Annotated in this window: 23 protein-coding genes; 21 read left to right on the top strand and 2 right to left on the bottom strand. The window is 63.2% G+C overall.

Annotated features, from left to right (window positions below; translation table 11 throughout):
- The first annotated feature begins 16 nt into the window (after window positions 1-16).
- The 15 genes from G3N64_RS13865 (at window position 17) to G3N64_RS13795 (ending at window position 11,431) form a co-directional block, all read left to right on the top strand.
- Window positions 17-376 carry a DUF1566 domain-containing protein gene (locus G3N64_RS13865; protein WP_205784456.1) on the top strand — a complete coding sequence of 120 codons (360 nt, stop codon included), beginning with the start codon at window positions 17-19 and terminating at the stop codon, window positions 374-376.
- 55 nt (window positions 377-431) lie between these two features.
- Window positions 432-923 carry a DUF1566 domain-containing protein gene (locus G3N64_RS13860; RefSeq protein ID WP_205784455.1) on the top strand — a complete coding sequence of 164 codons (492 nt, stop codon included), beginning with the start codon at window positions 432-434 and terminating at the stop codon, window positions 921-923.
- Between the two features lie 14 nt (window positions 924-937).
- Window positions 938-1,318, top strand: coding sequence for a four helix bundle protein (locus G3N64_RS13855; RefSeq protein ID WP_205784454.1), 381 nt, complete (start codon window positions 938-940; stop codon window positions 1,316-1,318).
- 136 nt (window positions 1,319-1,454) lie between these two features.
- Window positions 1,455-2,660 carry an RNA-directed DNA polymerase gene (locus tag G3N64_RS13850; RefSeq protein WP_241020962.1) on the top strand — a complete coding sequence of 402 codons (1,206 nt, stop codon included), beginning with the start codon at window positions 1,455-1,457 and terminating at the stop codon, window positions 2,658-2,660.
- 26 nt (window positions 2,661-2,686) lie between these two features.
- The gene (locus G3N64_RS13845) at window positions 2,687-2,992 is read left to right on the top strand and encodes a hypothetical protein (RefSeq protein WP_205784453.1); all 306 of its coding nucleotides are present in this window, start codon (window positions 2,687-2,689) and stop codon (window positions 2,990-2,992) included.
- Entirely contained in the window at window positions 2,992-3,186 is a 195-nt protein-coding gene (locus tag G3N64_RS13840; protein ID WP_205784452.1) for a hypothetical protein, read from the top strand. Before G3N64_RS13845 ends, G3N64_RS13840 begins: the two co-directional genes overlap by 1 nt.
- 1 nt (window position 3,187) lies before the next feature.
- Window positions 3,188-3,670 carry a hypothetical protein gene (locus G3N64_RS13835; RefSeq protein ID WP_205784451.1) on the top strand — a complete coding sequence of 161 codons (483 nt, stop codon included), beginning with the start codon at window positions 3,188-3,190 and terminating at the stop codon, window positions 3,668-3,670.
- A 102-nt stretch (window positions 3,671-3,772) separates the two neighbouring features.
- The gene (locus G3N64_RS13830; RefSeq protein WP_205784450.1) at window positions 3,773-5,560 is read left to right on the top strand and encodes a DNA cytosine methyltransferase; all 1,788 of its coding nucleotides are present in this window, start codon (window positions 3,773-3,775) and stop codon (window positions 5,558-5,560) included.
- A gap of 15 nt (window positions 5,561-5,575) precedes the next feature.
- Window positions 5,576-5,839 (top strand): hypothetical protein, encoded by a 264-nt coding sequence (locus tag G3N64_RS13825; protein WP_205784449.1) that lies wholly within the window; start codon window positions 5,576-5,578, stop codon window positions 5,837-5,839.
- A gap of 13 nt (window positions 5,840-5,852) precedes the next feature.
- Complete coding sequence (locus G3N64_RS13820; RefSeq protein WP_205784448.1) at window positions 5,853-7,088, top strand: phosphoadenosine phosphosulfate reductase family protein; 1,236 nt, start codon at window positions 5,853-5,855, stop codon at window positions 7,086-7,088.
- A complete protein-coding gene (locus G3N64_RS13815) occupies window positions 7,085-9,934 on the top strand; it encodes a hypothetical protein (RefSeq protein ID WP_205784447.1) in 2,850 nt (949 codons plus the stop codon). Before G3N64_RS13820 ends, G3N64_RS13815 begins: the two co-directional genes overlap by 4 nt.
- A 1-nt stretch (window position 9,935) precedes the next feature.
- On the top strand, window positions 9,936-10,178 hold the full coding sequence (locus G3N64_RS13810; protein WP_205784446.1) for a helix-turn-helix transcriptional regulator: 243 nt from the start codon (window positions 9,936-9,938) through the stop codon (window positions 10,176-10,178).
- Window positions 10,175-10,549, top strand: coding sequence for a hypothetical protein (locus G3N64_RS13805; RefSeq protein WP_205784445.1), 375 nt, complete (start codon window positions 10,175-10,177; stop codon window positions 10,547-10,549). Before G3N64_RS13810 ends, G3N64_RS13805 begins: the two co-directional genes overlap by 4 nt.
- Window positions 10,546-10,962, top strand: a complete 417-nt coding sequence (locus G3N64_RS13800; RefSeq protein WP_205784444.1) for an ASCH domain-containing protein — start codon at window positions 10,546-10,548, stop codon at window positions 10,960-10,962. The genes G3N64_RS13805 and G3N64_RS13800 overlap by 4 nt, the downstream gene beginning before the upstream one ends.
- Entirely contained in the window at window positions 10,955-11,431 is a 477-nt protein-coding gene (locus G3N64_RS13795) for a hypothetical protein (protein WP_205784443.1), read from the top strand. The genes G3N64_RS13800 and G3N64_RS13795 overlap by 8 nt, the downstream gene beginning before the upstream one ends.
- Window positions 11,432-11,433: 2 nt before the next feature.
- Here the strand turns inward: G3N64_RS13795 and G3N64_RS13790 are convergent, their stop codons facing one another.
- Together G3N64_RS13790 and G3N64_RS13785 are read right to left on the bottom strand one after the other, a co-directional pair.
- Window positions 11,434-11,694: a DUF1488 family protein gene (locus G3N64_RS13790; RefSeq protein ID WP_205784442.1), complete on the bottom strand. Its 261-nt coding sequence runs from the start codon at window positions 11,692-11,694 to the stop codon at window positions 11,434-11,436.
- Window positions 11,695-11,705: 11 nt separating this feature from the next.
- The gene (locus G3N64_RS13785) at window positions 11,706-11,891 is read right to left on the bottom strand and encodes a hypothetical protein (RefSeq protein WP_205784441.1); all 186 of its coding nucleotides are present in this window, start codon (window positions 11,889-11,891) and stop codon (window positions 11,706-11,708) included.
- A 36-nt stretch (window positions 11,892-11,927) separates the two neighbouring features.
- Between G3N64_RS13785 and G3N64_RS13780 the strand changes: the two genes are divergently transcribed.
- Genes G3N64_RS13780 through G3N64_RS13755 form a run of 6 tightly spaced genes read left to right on the top strand, consistent with a single transcriptional unit; the run spans window position 11,928 to window position 15,641 of the window.
- Complete coding sequence (locus tag G3N64_RS13780; RefSeq protein ID WP_205784440.1) at window positions 11,928-12,488, top strand: helix-turn-helix domain-containing protein; 561 nt, start codon at window positions 11,928-11,930, stop codon at window positions 12,486-12,488.
- Window positions 12,485-12,721, top strand: coding sequence for a hypothetical protein (locus G3N64_RS13775; protein ID WP_205784439.1), 237 nt, complete (start codon window positions 12,485-12,487; stop codon window positions 12,719-12,721). Before G3N64_RS13780 ends, G3N64_RS13775 begins: the two co-directional genes overlap by 4 nt.
- Window positions 12,718-13,770 (top strand): phage Gp37/Gp68 family protein, encoded by a 1,053-nt coding sequence (locus G3N64_RS13770; protein ID WP_205784438.1) that lies wholly within the window; start codon window positions 12,718-12,720, stop codon window positions 13,768-13,770. Before G3N64_RS13775 ends, G3N64_RS13770 begins: the two co-directional genes overlap by 4 nt.
- Window positions 13,767-14,411, top strand: a complete 645-nt coding sequence (locus G3N64_RS13765; protein WP_205784437.1) for a hypothetical protein — start codon at window positions 13,767-13,769, stop codon at window positions 14,409-14,411. Before G3N64_RS13770 ends, G3N64_RS13765 begins: the two co-directional genes overlap by 4 nt.
- Before the next feature lies 1 nt (window position 14,412).
- Entirely contained in the window at window positions 14,413-14,619 is a 207-nt protein-coding gene (locus tag G3N64_RS13760; RefSeq protein ID WP_205784436.1) for a DUF4224 domain-containing protein, read from the top strand.
- Window positions 14,616-15,641, top strand: coding sequence for a tyrosine-type recombinase/integrase (locus G3N64_RS13755; protein ID WP_241020952.1), 1,026 nt, complete (start codon window positions 14,616-14,618; stop codon window positions 15,639-15,641). The genes G3N64_RS13760 and G3N64_RS13755 overlap by 4 nt, the downstream gene beginning before the upstream one ends.
- The last annotated feature ends 137 nt before the right edge of the window (window positions 15,642-15,778 follow it).

The following is a 15,778-nucleotide window of genomic DNA, read 5'->3' as shown; positions in this document are numbered from 1 at the left end:
TTTTTATGGAGATCCCATGCAGATCCAGATTCCCCCGCTCGCCGAAGGCGAGACCTATCTCTTCGGCCTCGTCGATGCCAATGGCGACATCGAGCACACGGTAATCGTCGACGTCGTCAATGACCGTGCCGACTGGCATAAGCAAATGGATGCCGCCAAGGCGCGAGGTTGCGACCTGGCCAACGCCATCGAATACGCGGCCATCCGTCTCAAGCATCCCAAGTTGGTCGATGAAAACAAGTCCTACTGGATGAACGAGACGGTCGACTGGGATTCCGCCGACGCGCGGTATCAGGACTTCCTCTACGGCCACCAGGACAGCATCCGCAAGAGCGCGTCGCTTTGCGCCGTGGTCGTCCGCAGATTCAAAAATTAACTCATTCGGTCATTCGCTGAGCTGATCGAACCACCACCTCTATCTGGAGTCATCCATGACCGTAGTAACCCTGAAGGAGATCGAGGCCAAGCAGCAAAGCCTCAACGCGGACCACGTTCGCATGAACGAGATGATCGAGCGCTTCAAGGCGCAGTCGCAGGCATCCGAATTTCATCTTGATGCCGTCGCCATTCCTCTCGCGCCTGGCGAGCATTGTGCCGGCCCGGTGTTCAACGAAGACGGTTCGCTGAGCCATTACGTGATCCTGATGTCGGTCGGCGACGACGATATGGACTGGCGGGCAGCCGGAGAGCATGCCGCGAAGCTCGGCGGCAAGCGGCCGGACGATCAGGAAGGCAGCCTGTTGCGCGCCAACCTGCGGCATGTGCTCCGGGATAGTGGGGCCTTCTGGCTCGATGACGAAGACTCGGACGATTCCGCCTACGCGCGGTGTCAGAACTTCTACTACGGCTCCCAGTACGACAACCGCAAGAGCGCGTCGCTTTGCGCCGTGGTCGTCCGCAGATTCATTCCTTCGGTAATTTAATCATTCAGTAAGCCATGGCTCTCCATACCGAGCTCGACATTTACAAGACGGGTTACGACCTCTTCGCCCGCGTTACGAAGATCGTCGAAAACATGAAGCGCCCGTTCAAGCATCTCATCGGCGAGGAAATTGTTCGCGAGACGGCCAAGCTATTGATTTTGGTCTATCGAGCGAACGTCGCCGATGACAAGGTGCCGCATCTCTCGATGTTGATCGAGAGGGTGAAGCTGATCGAGCTGCTCCTGCGCCTTTCTCTGGACGATGAGAAGATTTCGCCGCGGCAATATCACGGCACGATCTCGCTCACACAGAGCATCAGCAAGCAGGCGGTCGGGTGGAGAAAGTCATCGTCCGCCAAGCGCCCGTTGCATGGAGGTCAAGGCCGCTATGCCTGAGCGCCGTTTCAATCTGGTCGTGCCGCTGGCTTACGAGGCCACCGCCATGCGCAATGAGGATACCGTTCGCCACGGTGCGGATTGGTCCAGCGCAGTTTCTCGGCCGAGCAATCGGTCGGGCGACGTAGATAGCACGATGGTTCCGCCTACGCGCGGTATCAGAACTTCAACAACGGCAACCAGAACAACAACCACAAGAGCGCGTCGCTTTGCGCCGTGGTCGTCCGCAGATTGGAATGTAGACGCCGAAGCCCTGGGTGCCAAATTGGTTACGGCATACCGGGACTGTCGGCGGACGAAACGCAACAGCACGAGTGCACTGGCGTTCGAAGCGGACCTCGAGCGCAACCTTGTCGAGTTGCACGAAGGGTTGGTGTCCGGTACCTATGTGCCGGGCTCCACAAAGTGCTTTGTCATTACGCGACCGAAGCCCCGCGAGGTATGGGCTGCTGGCTTCCCGGATCGGGTCGTGCAGCACCTGCTTTACAACGAGATCCGCGAGCGGTTCGAGCGGACTTTTATCGCCGATTCGTGTGCATGCATCAAGGGGCGCGGGACGCTGTACGGAGCGATTCGTCTCGAATCGAAGATCCTGTCGATTACCGAGAACTGGCAGTGTCCGGCGTACTACCTGAAGTGCGACATTGCAAACTTCTTCGTGAGTATTCCGAAGCCGCTGTTGCTCGAACTATTCCTCGCGAAGATCGACGAGCCGTACTGGCGATGGCTGACCGAAACCGTGCTGATGCACGATCCACGGGCCGACTTCGAATACCTGGGCGATCCGGCTTTGATGTCGCTGGTGCCCGCGCACAAGCGACTGCTCGAACAGCCGGATCACTTCGGACTGGCTATCGGCAACCTGATCAGCCAGTTCGCGGCCAACGTATTGCTGAACGAGCTTGATCAGTTCGTGAAGCATGTCCTGCGCGTGCGGCATTACAGCCGGTACGTGGACGATTTCATTTTTCTCGACAAATCGCCGGCACGGCTGAACGAGATCCTCGCGGAAGTGACAGCGTTCCTGCCGCGCAAGCTCGGTGTGCAGTTGAACCCCCGCAAGACCATTCTGCAGCCGGTCGACCGTGGCGTCGACTTCGTCGGCCAGGTGATTAAGCCGTGGAGGCGATCGACGCGGAAGCGAACACGCAACGAAGCTTTGAACCGAATTTCGGCCGTGCCGGACGGTGACGTTCATCAGGTCGCCAACAGCTACTTTGGACTGCTGCGCCAGGCGACGGCGAGTCATCACGATCGAGCGCAGCTGGCGAATATTGTTCGCTCGCGAGGCTATGCGGTTGACCGAGATTTCACAAAATCCTATCGGAGAAAAGTGAAGTGAAGCGATATCCATGCATCGGATCCGTGATGAAAGCACAGACGAAGTTCTGTTCGTGCTGCGAGAAAGAGGCCGTCAAGCGGATCGACATTCAGACCGACTGGATGCGCGGCAACGACGACGTGATGCAGGTGTGTGACTCGCACCTGATGATGGCGCGCGCTGGGAAGTGGCGTGATCTGTATCGCGACAACGAATCTACTCAAGCTCGGCGCCGCGCCGCGCATGAAATCGCGACACTCGTCCTGCGCGTGCACTGCCCCGCCTGCAACCGTCGCGTAAAGGAAACCGGCCTCATAGATCACATGCGCGACTCACATGGAGTGCTGAAATAATGACCGATACACAAGATCCGCTCTGGCGCGCGCTCGCGCGCCTCGAACACGCTGAGCTGAGCGACACCGATCGCAACTTGCTGCGGCCGGCATTCGCCGCCCTGCACGGCAGCTCCGCGATGCGTATTCCCGAGACCATCGTAGCGCGCATCCGGCACCTCGACGCGACGCTGCCGAAGACTACGGAGGCCTGACATGCTCCGCGTCCTCCTTTTCTGCATCAGCGGCCGCCTGCCGTGCCGAATCATCAGTGACGCCGGCCGGCCGTACCTCGAGCGCTACTACCTGTTCACGCTGCTCGGCGTGCGCGTGTACCTGCACCGCTTCGTCAACAGCGATCCGGATCGCGGCCTGCACGATCACCCGTGGCCGTGGGCAGTCTCGCTGATCCTAGCCGGGTGGTACTACGAGCAGACACGTGCCGGCACGAGGATCGTTCGCTGGTTCAACGCGCTGATCGGCGACTCGTTCCATCGCGTGATCCTGCCGCGTGACCACGGCGTGCACGAGTGCTGGACGATCTTCGCGCACCGCGCGCGCCGCACCAAGGAATGGGGTTTCCTGCGTGACAAGGGTCAGCTGGGCCGCGTGTACACCGCCCACAAGCCCGGCGCGGAGGATCAATGGTGGAAGCGTGCCGCGCGCGGCCGCGCCGAGCCGCAGCGAATGCCTCGCTGACAATTCAGGGCATCACCGCGTGGCTTACCTCGGTCCGCGCGGCATTCAAGGGGGCGCCGATTTTCGGCGCCCTTCTTTTTTCCGATTTCACCTGTGGCACCTATGGACAATCAGCGCGTATACAACAGCTTCGGTTTCTGCTGCGGCCTCGGCGGCGGCGCCAAGGGCTTCACCAAAGCCACCTCCCGCGTCGGCAACATGACCGCGACGTGGCGTTGCATTGGCGGCATCGATAATGATCCGGCGGCCGCGCGCGACTTCGAAACGCTCGTCGGCACGCCGTGCACGGTCATGGACCTGTTCACGCGCGAGCAGTACACCGCATTCCATGGCACCGAGCCGCCGGCCGGTTGGCGCGAAGCCACACCCGACGATGTGCGGCGCGCCGCAGGCTATCAGCATCCGCACTGCGTGTTCATCTCGTCGCCTTGCAAGGGCGCGTCCGGTCTGCTGTCCGAAACGCTTAGCCGCACGCCGAAGTACCAGGCGCTCAATGAACTGACGCTGCGCTGCGTGTGGCTGATGTGCGAGGCATGGAAGGACGACCCGGTCGATCTGATCGTGTTCGAGAACGTGCCTCGGCTCGCGACGCGCGGGCGGCACCTGCTCGACCAGATCGGGCAGATACTGCGGCACTTCGGCTACGCGGTAAACGAGACGACGCACGACTGCGGCGTAATCGGCGGTCTCGCGCAGAGTCGGAAGCGATTCCTGCTCGTCGCGCGCCACATGGCGAAGGTGCCAGCGTTCCTGTACGAACCACCCGTGAAGCGACTGCAAGGCGTCGGTACGCTGCTGGGCCGCATGCCCCTGCCGGGCGACGTCGAGGCCGCCGGCCCGATGCACCGCGTGCCGTCGCTGCAGTGGAAGACGTGGGTGCGGCTCGCGTTCGTCGAGGCTGGCAGCGACTGGCGCAGCCTCAACAGGCTCGCGATCGAGAACGGCAACCTGCGTGATTACCTCATCGTGCCGGACATGCACAACGGCGTGCTCGGCGTGAACCGCTGGGAGGAACCCAGCGGCGTCGTCGCCGGCGCGAGTCGGCCCGGTAACGGGTCATTCTCGGTAGCTGACCCACGATTCGCCCAGAGCGCCAAGTGGAACGACGGGCACGCGTATGGCGTGCTTCCGTGGGATGACCATTGCGGCACGATCGCAGGGCAGCAAACACCGGGGCAGGGCTACTACACCGTGGCGGACCCGCGCCACGCCGGCCCGGAGAAGCACAACAATGAATTCAGGATCGTGCCGTGGCGCGACGCGTCCGGTGCGGTCACGAGCGCGCATGGAACCGGCCAGTGCGTGCAGGATCCGCGCGCGAACACTGGGTTCGAAGGTGCGGGCAAATACCGCGTGATCGGCTTCGACGAGCCGGCCGGCACGGTCATCGCGCGCAGCGATAGCGGCCAAGGCGCATTCGCAGTCGCAGACCCGCGCCCGGGCATGCGACGTGAGCGCGGCGATGCGTACCTGACGGGCGGCCACTACGGTGTCGTCGACTGGAATCAGCCCAGCGGCGCCGTGTCGGCGGCCGCTGGCCACGACAACGGCCGCTGGTCCGTTGCCGATCCTCGGCTGCCCGCGGCAAACGAGAAGACCGTCGCCGTGATCCGCGCGCTCGACAACACGTGGCATCGACCATTCACGACGCTGGAACTGGCCGTGCTGCAGTCGCTCGTCGAGCCGGAAGAACAGTTGGAGCTCGACGGCCTTTCCGACCAGGCATGGCGTGAACGCATTGGCAACGCCGTGCCGCCCGACGCCGCGCAAGCGATCGCCGAGGTGATGGGCACGACGCTGCTGCTCGCGGAATCGGGCGAGACGTTCCAACTGTCATCGACGCCCGTCTGGGTGCGACCGGTCGCGATCGCGCTGACCGTCACCTTCTGAGATCGAGGCCATCTGATGCCCTGCACCCCGTTTCGCTTTCCCGGCGGCATGTCCGGAATCGTCTGTACGCGCGGCCGCAAGCGCGCACCGCGTTGCTCGGTTCCGGGATGCCAAGCGTCGAGCGCGTTCCAGTGCGACTTCCACACGACCACGGTGAAGACGTGCGACCGGCACCTGTGCGCAGTGCATGCGCATCAGGTCGGCGACGACGTCCACTTCTGCCCGACGCACCTGGCCGAGTCGAGCGGCAAAAAACAGGCCCAGGGCGAGCTTTTTTGAATTGAGGATGCAGATGAATCACCAGATCGACATCTTCGCCGCAGGCGCGCAGCGCCTGCAGATGACCGAGTCCATCGAGCTAACGATCCAGTCGATGCAGGCTTACGGGCCCTCGCATGCAAATTGGGGCATTGCCTGGTCAGGCGGCAAGGACAGCACCGCGACGCTGACGATCGTGTGCTGGCTGATCGACACCGGCAGGATCGCCGCACCGAAGACCCTGACGGTCTTTTATGCGGATACCCGACAGGAGCTACCGCCGCTGGCGATCTCGGCGCTCAAGATCATGGATGAGCTTCGCGACCGTCGGATCCAGGTCGAAGTAGTGCGCGCGCCGCTCGACAAGCGGTTCATGGTGTACATCCTGGGCCGCGGTGTTCCTCCGCCGAACAACAACACGCTCCGCTGGTGCACACGCCAGATCAAGATCGATCCGATGGAAGAAGCGCTGCGCCAACGTCTCGATGGCGTCGACGGCGGCATCCTGATGATCACCGGCGTGCGCCAGGGCGAAAGCGCGATCCGCGATCGTCGTATCGAGATGAGCTGCGGCAAGGATGGTGCCGAGTGCGGCCAAGGCTGGTATCAGCAGGTTTTGCCGAACGCGCGCGGCCTCCGCGGCCGCATCGCGACGCTCGCGCCGCTGCTGCACTGGCGAGTCTGCCACGTGTGGGAATGGCTCAAGCACTGGGCACCTGAAGCCGACTTCGGCGACTGGTCCACGCGCGCGATCGCGGACGCCTATGGCGGTGACGAGGCTGAAGAGCTGAACGCTCGCACGGGTTGCATCGGGTGCCCGCTGGCGCAGGAAGAAAAGGCGCTGGAGACAGTACTCCGTAACAGCCAGTGGGCCTATCTCGCCCCGCTGCGCGGCATCAAGCCCCTTTGGCGTGAGCTGCGCGAGCCGCAGCACCGTCTGCGCAAACCGGGCCTCGAGAAGCTGAAGAGCGGAGGCGTCGCGAAGAACCCGCAACGCCTCGGGCCACTCACGCTCGAAGCGCGCCTGATGGCGCTGGATCGGATTCTGTCCATCCAGGCCGAGTGCAACGAGATCGCGCGCGCCGGAGGCCGGCCTCTGATCGACCTGATCGACGACGAGGAAGAAGCCCGAATCCGTGAGCTGATCGCCGCAGAGACATGGCCGCAAGGATGGGAAGGCGACGAGCCGACGGGTGATGTCGTGCTCGACGTCATATATGCCAACGGCGCGGTGCAGCCGCGCCTCTTCAGCGAGGAAGATGCAGCATGACCACCAACACCTACGGCGGCTATACGGTCGCGCAGCTGCGCGAGTTCATCCGTCACCACTACGACGCCGAGCACGGCGGCGACAACATCGATGAGCTCACACGCGACAATTCGGCAAGCGTCAAGATCGTTCGCGATTTGCTCGACGCGATCGAGCCACAACGAGACGGTGACCTCCTCCGTCCGGTCGCGCGATGGGTCTACAACGCGGTACGCGTGAACCTCGACCTGCTGCATGGAATCTGCATGGAGTTCGGCTGCCAGCCTGGCGACGACGTTGCGTTATGGCTGCGCGATCACCTCTCCAGCATAAAGAGCCCCGCTCCCGAACAGGCGAGCGAGGCGACGGCTCAGCGGCAGAGTACGGAGAACCCGACCGCCGAAGACATTCTCGGCTCGAGCGCCGGAATCGGCAATGGGACGAGTTCGAAAGTGAGCCGCGCTGATGCGCTGACGGCACCTACGATCTCGCGCGATGCGTTCTATGACATCGTGCGGGCCGCGATGAAGAAGTACCGCGGCGACAACCCATCCCGCTACCTGAACGATGATCAGGTCGACGCCAACGACGGCGAGTTCGTACGCGCATTGGCGGATCAGCACGCGAAACTCATAACGGGCCGCCCTGTCGAGCAGCACGAAGCAGCGCCGGCCAGTGGCATGGAACTCGCATTCAGCAGTGCGGCGATGAGCCGCCGGGACGAGCTGGAATTGCCGGGCGCGACGGTCTACATCGACCGGTTCGTTGCCGCCTTGGGCCTTCTCTGCCGCAGCAAGCCGCCCAAGGAGTTGTGTGAGCAATGGCTGAATGGCGAAAGCGACGAACTTCAGTCGTGGACTATCGACAACCGCCGCATCTACTGGCAGACGGGCATCGGAGCGATCGAGGCCGCGCAGCACCTTGCAGACAACCCCGAGGAAGGCGAAGGGCACGAAGGATTCACCAGCGACTACGTGCGTGATATGGCCGGAGCGCAGCCCGAACCGGAAGCTCCGGCCATGTACATCGCAGATACCGAGTGGCCGGTGAGGCAAATCGGCATCCCGCATCCCGACGATCCGCCGACGATCATGACGGCCGCGCAGCCCGAACCGCCAGTGGCGGACGAGCGGGCGGCGCTTCCGGAAATGGCACGCAAGGCATTCGCGACGGCTGGCGCAAATCGCTGGCACCTGTCCGACCCGCCGATGGCCGAGGCAATCGTCCGCGCTGTATTGGTCGCCCGCGCCTCGTTGCCCAATGCGGCGGGGGCGGAAGATCTGAACGAGCGCGCAATGCTCGCGGCCGGCCAGTGGGCCACATCTGACACGCCGATCGCAGAAGCGCTCGCGTATCGCGACGGCTTCATCGCTGGTGCCCGCGCCCCTCGCACTGATGTGGCGGGCGAATACGTGTTGGTGCGTCGTAAGCCGACAGAAGCGGACATCGAGGCTTTGGGCGAAGTGAGTCCGTTCGACGACGATGTCTATGTCGTTGACATGTGGGATCTGATTATCGAACAGGCCGCGTTGCCATTTCCCGCAAATCCGGCCGCGATGGACAGTGACACAATATATTCGCCTCCCTCCGCAGATGCAGCGGCAGCGCCGGCATACGAGTGCGAGTTGCCGATGATGCGCAAAGCATTCCGCGTCACCGAGGTTAGCGGCGATCCTGATCCGGCGAAGCAGCGTTTCGCTATGCGGTTTTCCTTTCCGTCGATTGAAGCCATGTATGCGGCCGATGACGAATGGAACAAGTTCATTGCGTCAGGACCAGCAGACGCGCAGGAACCGGTGGCATGGGTTCGCAAGCATCCGGACACGGGCGAGCTTTCGGGCGACTGGCTCTGGAATGACGCTATCGAGCAATGCCGAAAGGATTCCGGCGTCTGGTTCCCGCTGGGCTTTCTGGCAGTAGGACCCGGCGGGACCACGATGCACGAATGCATGTCGAGCCTGCTGGATCAATTGGATGAGGCGCGAACCTACGCAGCGCGGTATAGCTGGCTGCGCGACCGCAGTCTTGATGCGATCAACGCGGGCGGCGTTTTCGCCGGCAAGACGCCCGATAACGTCGTGCTGAACGGTGCTGATCTGGATGCCGCGATCGACGCCGAAAGCGGGATTCGGTTCTACGGGAAGCCGGCAGACGCGCAGGCGGTGGAAGCGGCGACGTGGCGCGAGCTTGCCCGTCGCTTGTATGTCGAGCTGTTCCACTGCGACCAACAGATGCGATCCACGCGTGACGAGGACGGCGAACCGCATTGGACGCAGAGCTCGGTTGTGCGCGATGTGCTGGCTGATGCAAAGGCTGCGCTCGACGCCGTGCCACAACCTTCCTCCGCAGATGCAGCGGCAGCGCCGGCAGACGCGCAGGCGGAACAACCGGTAGCGATACCGGAACGGACGCGCGCCCTCCTCCTGAACGTTCTGTGGCATCACCAAGGTGGCAAGTCAACAATTGGTCAGCCGATCCGCGAGATGCTCGGGATCGGGCCTCACGACCACTTGACCGGCGACCAGTTGACCGAGGCAAAGCGTATCGAGAAGCTCGTCGCGAACAAGGCCATGGAAGACGTGCTGCAGGCCGAGAATGACCTCCTGCGTGCCGACCTCAAGCGCCGAAGCGACGTCGAGGCCGGCCACGTTTGGCACTGGATCGGAGATGGCACCGACGCGCTTGAATCGCTGAACTGCCAGGTCATCATCAAGGCAACCGATCTGCGCGCCCTTCTCGACGCCCCGCAGCCTCCCGCCCCGGCATCCGCTCCTGTCGGGCTGACGGCCGAGGCAACGGACTGCGGATGCGCCACGAACGAGGCATGCAAGATGAAGGCGGACGGGTCTTGCTGGAGGGCCGACTGATATGAAACTCGGAGAACTGCTCAAGAGCCGGCGCGAAGCGCTTGGCATGACACTGGATGATGTGGCCGATGCGACGGGTTCGTCGAAGTCCTACGTCTGGGAACTGGAGGCCGGCCGCTCGTACAAGATGGGCCTGCCGCTTGCCGTACGGTTCGCGGTCGCCCTCGGGTTGCAGGTCAACATGATGGCGGCATCCGCAATTGAGTCGGAAACCTCGGCCCTTCTCAAAGGTGACAAGCAATGAGTGAATACCACCGCTACCGCTCGATCGCGGACGACCTGAAGGCATCCGGCAACCATGTTGCATCCGAAGCCATCGACGAGCTGCTGACCGGCGCCATGTCCGCGCACGACGCCAAGCAGGAAGTCGCGCGCCACGCGAAGCGCATCGCTGAACTGGAAGCCGCACTGGAAATGGTGCGCGGCATCCGGTACCAGGAGATGCGCTTGCATCTTCCCGAAGGCGGCCACGTCAGCCTCCGATGGCCCGAATCGATGTCGCTGGAAAGCGCCGAGATGCTGCGCGAGGTGTTCGATCTGCAGATGAAGGCGCATGCCAAATACATGGCGAATCGGCCTGTGAAGCCGGAAACCGCTGGAGGTGACAAGCAATGAAAGCACTTTCGATTCGACAGCCGTGGGCGTGGCTGATCGTCAACGGGCATAAGGACATCGAGAACAGGACGTGGCCGACGAACTTTCGCGGTCGCGTGCTGATCCATGCCGGCGTCAATTACCCGAAGCGTGACTATCTCGATGATGTCGATTCGCTCGCGCGCTATGGCGATCTGCCTGCGCGCGAGGAAATGATCGGAGGCATTGTGGGCGTTGCAACCATCACTGGATGTGTGAGCGAAAGCGATTCCGAGTGGTTCAACGGGCCGTACGGCTTCGTCTTGTGTGATGCGAAACCGCTGCCGCTCATCCCATGCAAGGGCGCACTAAGTTTCTTTGATGTACCGCCCGATGCTGCTCAGTGTTTGCGCGAGCTCCACGCAGCAATGACCCACGGAGCCAAGCATGAGTAAGACGCTGACGGGCGCCGAGCGCGCCACGATCATGGACGCCTGCCAGAGCATTTCACGCAGCGCCGATGCGTTGAGGGACTGCCATACCGTCGATGGCGATTGGGGCGATGACGTCGACGCGAAGGCATTCTACGACGCCGAGTTGCAGCCACTCGAACGACTGACCGCCCTCCTCGGCACCCAGCAGCCGGAGCCGCGCGAATTCATCCTGTACGAGCACGACGACGGCCGCTTTGCCGTCTCAGCGAGCGCTGATGTCGCCCACTTCACTCGAGGCGATCCTGCATGGCATCGCGTCGGGCCGGTTACGGTGTATGGGCCGCAGCCGGAGCCGCGAGACGAGGTGACGGCCTTAATCGAGGCCGCAGAGCGCGTCGTCGAGGCCGATCGCGCTTGCGCACTCGACGATTCCGAAATCAACGTGCTGGCTTCCGCCATCGACGCCGTGCGTGCAGGAGACGGCCAATAAGGTCAGAAATCGAACGTGCCCACGACGAGAACGCCGCTCGCCGGAGCGCCCAGTTTGCCGGCAGCCGCCTGGTAGATCCGCTCTTTCCCGCGCTCGAACGCGGCCAGCCGATCCGAAGCGGTTCCGGGCGGGTCGCCGAAGTGATCCTCCAGCGCCTCTCGAGAAACGCAGAAACGCTGGACGATACCGTCGACGGTCAGCGAGAAGTGAACGTCGCCGCCTTTTTCAAACGGTTCTGTGCCTGGTGTCGGTTCGTATGCCACAGCCGTCTCCTCTATTCGTCTTTCATGCACTTCAGCGGTTTGCCTTGGGACGCGAACTCGACGAAGCACATGTCGTGGCTCCATCGGTCCCAGACCATGGAGTTATTGATCGGCGTGTACCGCAGCATCCACGCGGCGACCACGATCGCGAACACAACGACGATGAGTGCGCAGGCGCCGAGTGAAATCTTCCCCATATCTACCCCGAGTTGTTTTGTGCGAGGAATCGTAGCATGTCAACGTCGACACACAACCTGTGGACGACCGCCGAGGCGCGCCTGCTCGCCCGCCTCTATCCGTCCCCCATCCAGTCCAAAGCTCTGTACGCAGCATTTCCGCGTCATTCGCGTAAGTCAGTCCAGACCTTTGCCACCAGGGTGCTCAAGATCAAACGGACGCAGCGCGACTACAGGTCGTGCGCGACGCCGGCGTGGGACAGGATGCGCGCCATTCTCGAACGGGAGCCGCTGTCGGTTCGCGAGTTGGTGAAGCGCTGCGGCGTCTCACAGCAGCGCGTCAGCGAGCTGCTGACGATCCACCGAACCGAAGTGCACATCGTCGACTGGATCCCGCCCGTCGGCCGAGCTCAGTGGCGGGCGGTCTGGGCGGTCGGAACCGGGCCTGACGTGCCGTGCCCAGCAGCCATCAAAACGGAAGCTGCTTGCGCGGCGCGCAGGGCCATGAAGCGCAATCCGTTCCTCGCCGCGGCCGGTCTCGTGACGATCCCCGTCGGCGAGCGCGGCCGCGTCTTTCAGCAACCCATGGACGACACCGATGAGGAGCTCGCCGCATGAGCACACGAACCATCATCGAGATCAATCACGACTTTCTGCTGCGGCTGCTCGACGACCCGGTGGAACTCGCCGTCACGTTGCGATCGGTCTGCTGCGACCACCAGGCCGAGCTGAACGACGACAACGGTCGCGGGCACCAGCTCGACCTTGGCGGTGGCATCCGCATCATCTACCGCCGTCACCACAGCGAAGACGCGCGCTTCGTCACCAAATACATGGGCATCGACCTATGAGCGAGAACAGCAAAATCGAGTGGTGCGACCACACGTTCAACCCGTGGGAAGGTTGCCAGAAGGTCGGCCCGGGCTGCGACCACTGCTACGCGGAGGCGCGCAACACGCGCTTCGGTGGCGGCACGGCCGCGAACTGGGGACCAGGTGCACCGCGCCGCCGCACGTCGCCGGCGAACTGGCGCAAGCCACTGCAGTGGAACCGCGACGGCACGTTCTACGCGATCCACGGCCGGAGGCAGCGCGTGTTCTGCGCGTCGCTCGCCGACGTGTTCGACAACGCCGTCGATCCGGTGTGGCGCGTCGACCTGTTCAGGCTGATCGCCAAGACACCGAATCTTGATTGGCTGCTCCTGACGAAGCGGATCGGCAACGCCCGCGCCATGCTCAACGAAGTTATCGGCGAGCTGTCGTGCGGGCTCAACACGTGGGACGAGTTGCCGTGGCCCGGCGTATGGCTGGGTGCGACCGTCGTGAACCAGGCCGAAGCGGATCGCGACATCGAAAAGCTTCTCATGACGCCCGCCCGTCGCCGGTTTCTGTCCATGGAGCCGCTGCTTGGTCCCGTCGATCTCCAAGCGTGGTTCGATCCGACTGGTGGCTGCTGCATGCGGGAAATGCAGTCCTGCGAAGACTGCCCTGCCGACGCGCCATGGATCCACGGTCCGACCACTGAATACGCCGAGGATGGTTCGGGATATAGCTCGCCCGAAATCGACTGGGTAATCGTCGGCGGCGAAAGCGGCCCCGGTGCGCGGCCGATGCACCCTGACTGGGCCCGCTCGCTGCGCGACCAGTGCGCGGCCGCCGGCGTCCCGTTCCTGTTCAAGCAATGGGGCGAGTGGGCGCCAGGCGAGAACGCCGGTCCCCAGAAGCGCACCGAGGCGACCGCTCACTGGTGGGACGGCGAGTGGTCGTTCAGTTCGATCGCGCCGCGCGCAGCCGAGACGCTGCACTGCGACGACTCGCCCGACCTGTGGCGTTGCGGCAAGCACGCCGCCGGCCGCCACCTCGACGGCCGCACTCACGACGAATTCCCGGAGGCACTGTGACCGAGCACCCTATCCTTTTCAGCGCGCCTATGGTGCGCGCCATCCTCGAAGGCCGGAAGACGCAGACGAGGAGAATCGTATCGCCTCCGAACGGCTATCGGTGGCTCGACCTCAATGTCGGGACGATGGTCAACGATGGCGGACACAAGAAGCACCTCACCGATTTGTCGCAGCGCCACGGCGTCGCCAGAGATCGGCTGTGGGTGCGCGAGACCTGCCGCGCGGACGAACTCGACAGCGGACTCGACGGCGTGCGCTATCCAGCCGACGGTGCTTTCCTCACAATCGAAGAATCGAGCGACGCGGCCTGCCGGTGGGTCGAACTGTACGGATACCGCGGCCAGAAAGGCGCGACCGTTCCGGCGATCCACATGCCGCGCTGGGCATCGCGCATCACGCTCGAGATCACCGGCGTGCGCGCCGAACGCCTGCAGAGCATCAGCGAGTCGGACGCGCGCGACGAAGGTGTGACGATCGCCGACCATCACATGCGCGGATATTGCGGCGGCGCCTTCCGGCCGCCGAGCATCCGCGCATTTCATGACCTGTGGGACAGCCTGAACGCCGCGCGCGGGTATGCCTGGGACGCGAACCCATGGGTCTGGGTCGTTGAATTCAAGCGCTTCGGCGCGGGAGAGTGATATGCCGATCGTGACGAACGACGAGCTCGTCGAGCTGACTGGCGGCCTGAAGCAGGGAGCAGCGCAGGCCCGCTGGATCAAAAAGGCGCTGGGTATCGACGCACCGCGGAAGGCAGACGGCCATCCGATGCTGACGTGGGAGCAGATCAACCAGCCACGCGCCGAAGCCTCGCCGCGCACGCAGCCGAAGTGGAGAGTCGCAGCATGAAGAAGCACCGGGAACGTGATGGCCTCCTGCCGCGCATGGAGGCGCGGAAACGGAAGGAGGGTTTCACGTACCGCTATCACCCAGTCGGAAAGAAGCCCATCAACCTCGGCCAGGACCGGATCGTCGCGATACGCAAGGTACTCGACTTGCTCGGTGCTGGCGACGACGTCGGCACGATCGCGCGGCTCTGGGAGCAGTTCCAGGAGACGCCCGGCTGGCAGCGATATTCGCAGTACACCCGCAACGACTACAAGCAGTGCAGCGGGCCGCTGCTCGAAACGTTCGGCGACATGCGTGCGGCCGACATCGACGCGACGCATGTCTCGCGCTACCTGCGCATCGAGCGCGCCGCCGCGCCGGTGCGCGCCAACCGCGAGGCCGCCCTGCTCTCGAACCTGATCGGTCTGGCGATCGACCGCGGCGAGGCGAAGCACAACCCCTGTCGTGAAGTCCGACGTAACGAAGAGCAGCCGCGCACCGAAGCGCCGGATCCGGAAGACTTCCAGGCGTTCGCCGCTTGGGTCGCATCGCTCGGCGGACAGAAGGCAGTCATCGGCATGGCCGCGGAATACGCGGCGCTCGCTGGCAACCGAAAGGTCGAGTTCCTTGATCTGGCATGGCCGCAGATCGACGAGGCAGCAGGCGAGATCCGAGTGAAGCGCGCGAAGCAGCGCGGCAAGAAGCGCGGCGAGGTGATCGAGCACATCGAGATCACGCCGGCGCTGACAGAGCTGATCGCGCGCCTGCGCGCCGTTCGCAAGGACGACTGCCTGTACGTGTTCTCGAATCGATACGCGACGCACTACACGCCGGCCGGCTTCAAAACAGAATGGTCAAAGCTGATGAGCAAGGCGCTCGAGCTGAAGAAGATCGGGAAGCGCTTTACGTTCCACGACCTGCGCGCGTATTACGTGACGCGGCATAAGGCGGAACGCGGTGCATTGCCGGACTTGCATGCGAATCCAGCAACGACAGCGCGCGTCTACGATCGAACGAAGATCGTAAAGCGGAGAGGTATGTAATTCCCAAATTGGGAATTTAAAAACAAAAACGGCACTGGATAAAATCTCAGTGCCGTTTCCTAACTACTTGATGCTGCTTGGAATTCTTTGGGGTGGCTGATGGGACTCGAACCCACGACGACAGGAATCACAATCCT

It is taken from the genome of Burkholderia sp. Ac-20344 (assembly GCF_017104975.1).
GTDB lineage: Bacteria > Pseudomonadota > Gammaproteobacteria > Burkholderiales > Burkholderiaceae > Burkholderia.
The sequence above is the reverse complement of the archived record's forward strand: the minus strand, read 5'-3'. Positions and strand labels throughout refer to the sequence as shown.

What these genes read in the sequence shown, in the direction of transcription:
- G3N64_RS13820 (WP_205784448.1), top strand. Translation starts at nt 5,853, where the DNA reads ATGAATCACCAGATCGACATCTTCGCCGCAGGCGCGCAGCGCCTGCAG.
- G3N64_RS13830 (WP_205784450.1), top strand. Translation starts at nt 3,773, where the DNA reads ATGGACAATCAGCGCGTATACAACAGCTTCGGTTTCTGCTGCGGCCTC.
- G3N64_RS13770 (WP_205784438.1), top strand. Translation starts at nt 12,718, where the DNA reads ATGAGCGAGAACAGCAAAATCGAGTGGTGCGACCACACGTTCAACCCG.
- G3N64_RS13815 (WP_205784447.1), top strand. Translation starts at nt 7,085, where the DNA reads ATGACCACCAACACCTACGGCGGCTATACGGTCGCGCAGCTGCGCGAG.
- G3N64_RS13855 (WP_205784454.1), top strand. Translation starts at nt 938, where the DNA reads ATGGCTCTCCATACCGAGCTCGACATTTACAAGACGGGTTACGACCTC.
- G3N64_RS13805 (WP_205784445.1), top strand. Translation starts at nt 10,175, where the DNA reads ATGAGTGAATACCACCGCTACCGCTCGATCGCGGACGACCTGAAGGCA.
- G3N64_RS13775 (WP_205784439.1), top strand. Translation starts at nt 12,485, where the DNA reads ATGAGCACACGAACCATCATCGAGATCAATCACGACTTTCTGCTGCGG.
- G3N64_RS13845 (WP_205784453.1), top strand. Translation starts at nt 2,687, where the DNA reads ATGAAAGCACAGACGAAGTTCTGTTCGTGCTGCGAGAAAGAGGCCGTC.
- G3N64_RS13760 (WP_205784436.1), top strand. Translation starts at nt 14,413, where the DNA reads ATGCCGATCGTGACGAACGACGAGCTCGTCGAGCTGACTGGCGGCCTG.
- G3N64_RS13835 (WP_205784451.1), top strand. Translation starts at nt 3,188, where the DNA reads ATGCTCCGCGTCCTCCTTTTCTGCATCAGCGGCCGCCTGCCGTGCCGA.
- G3N64_RS13850 (WP_241020962.1), top strand. Translation starts at nt 1,455, where the DNA reads ATGGTTCCGCCTACGCGCGGTATCAGAACTTCAACAACGGCAACCAGA.
- G3N64_RS13780 (WP_205784440.1), top strand. Translation starts at nt 11,928, where the DNA reads ATGTCAACGTCGACACACAACCTGTGGACGACCGCCGAGGCGCGCCTG.
- G3N64_RS13860 (WP_205784455.1), top strand. Translation starts at nt 432, where the DNA reads ATGACCGTAGTAACCCTGAAGGAGATCGAGGCCAAGCAGCAAAGCCTC.
- G3N64_RS13755 (WP_241020952.1), top strand. Translation starts at nt 14,616, where the DNA reads ATGAAGAAGCACCGGGAACGTGATGGCCTCCTGCCGCGCATGGAGGCG.
- G3N64_RS13825 (WP_205784449.1), top strand. Translation starts at nt 5,576, where the DNA reads ATGCCCTGCACCCCGTTTCGCTTTCCCGGCGGCATGTCCGGAATCGTC.
- G3N64_RS13810 (WP_205784446.1), top strand. Translation starts at nt 9,936, where the DNA reads ATGAAACTCGGAGAACTGCTCAAGAGCCGGCGCGAAGCGCTTGGCATG.
- G3N64_RS13785 (WP_205784441.1), bottom strand. Translation starts at nt 11,891, where the DNA reads ATGGGGAAGATTTCACTCGGCGCCTGCGCACTCATCGTCGTTGTGTTC.
- G3N64_RS13865 (WP_205784456.1), top strand. Translation starts at nt 17, where the DNA reads ATGCAGATCCAGATTCCCCCGCTCGCCGAAGGCGAGACCTATCTCTTC.
- G3N64_RS13795 (WP_205784443.1), top strand. Translation starts at nt 10,955, where the DNA reads ATGAGTAAGACGCTGACGGGCGCCGAGCGCGCCACGATCATGGACGCC.
- G3N64_RS13800 (WP_205784444.1), top strand. Translation starts at nt 10,546, where the DNA reads ATGAAAGCACTTTCGATTCGACAGCCGTGGGCGTGGCTGATCGTCAAC.
- G3N64_RS13840 (WP_205784452.1), top strand. Translation starts at nt 2,992, where the DNA reads ATGACCGATACACAAGATCCGCTCTGGCGCGCGCTCGCGCGCCTCGAA.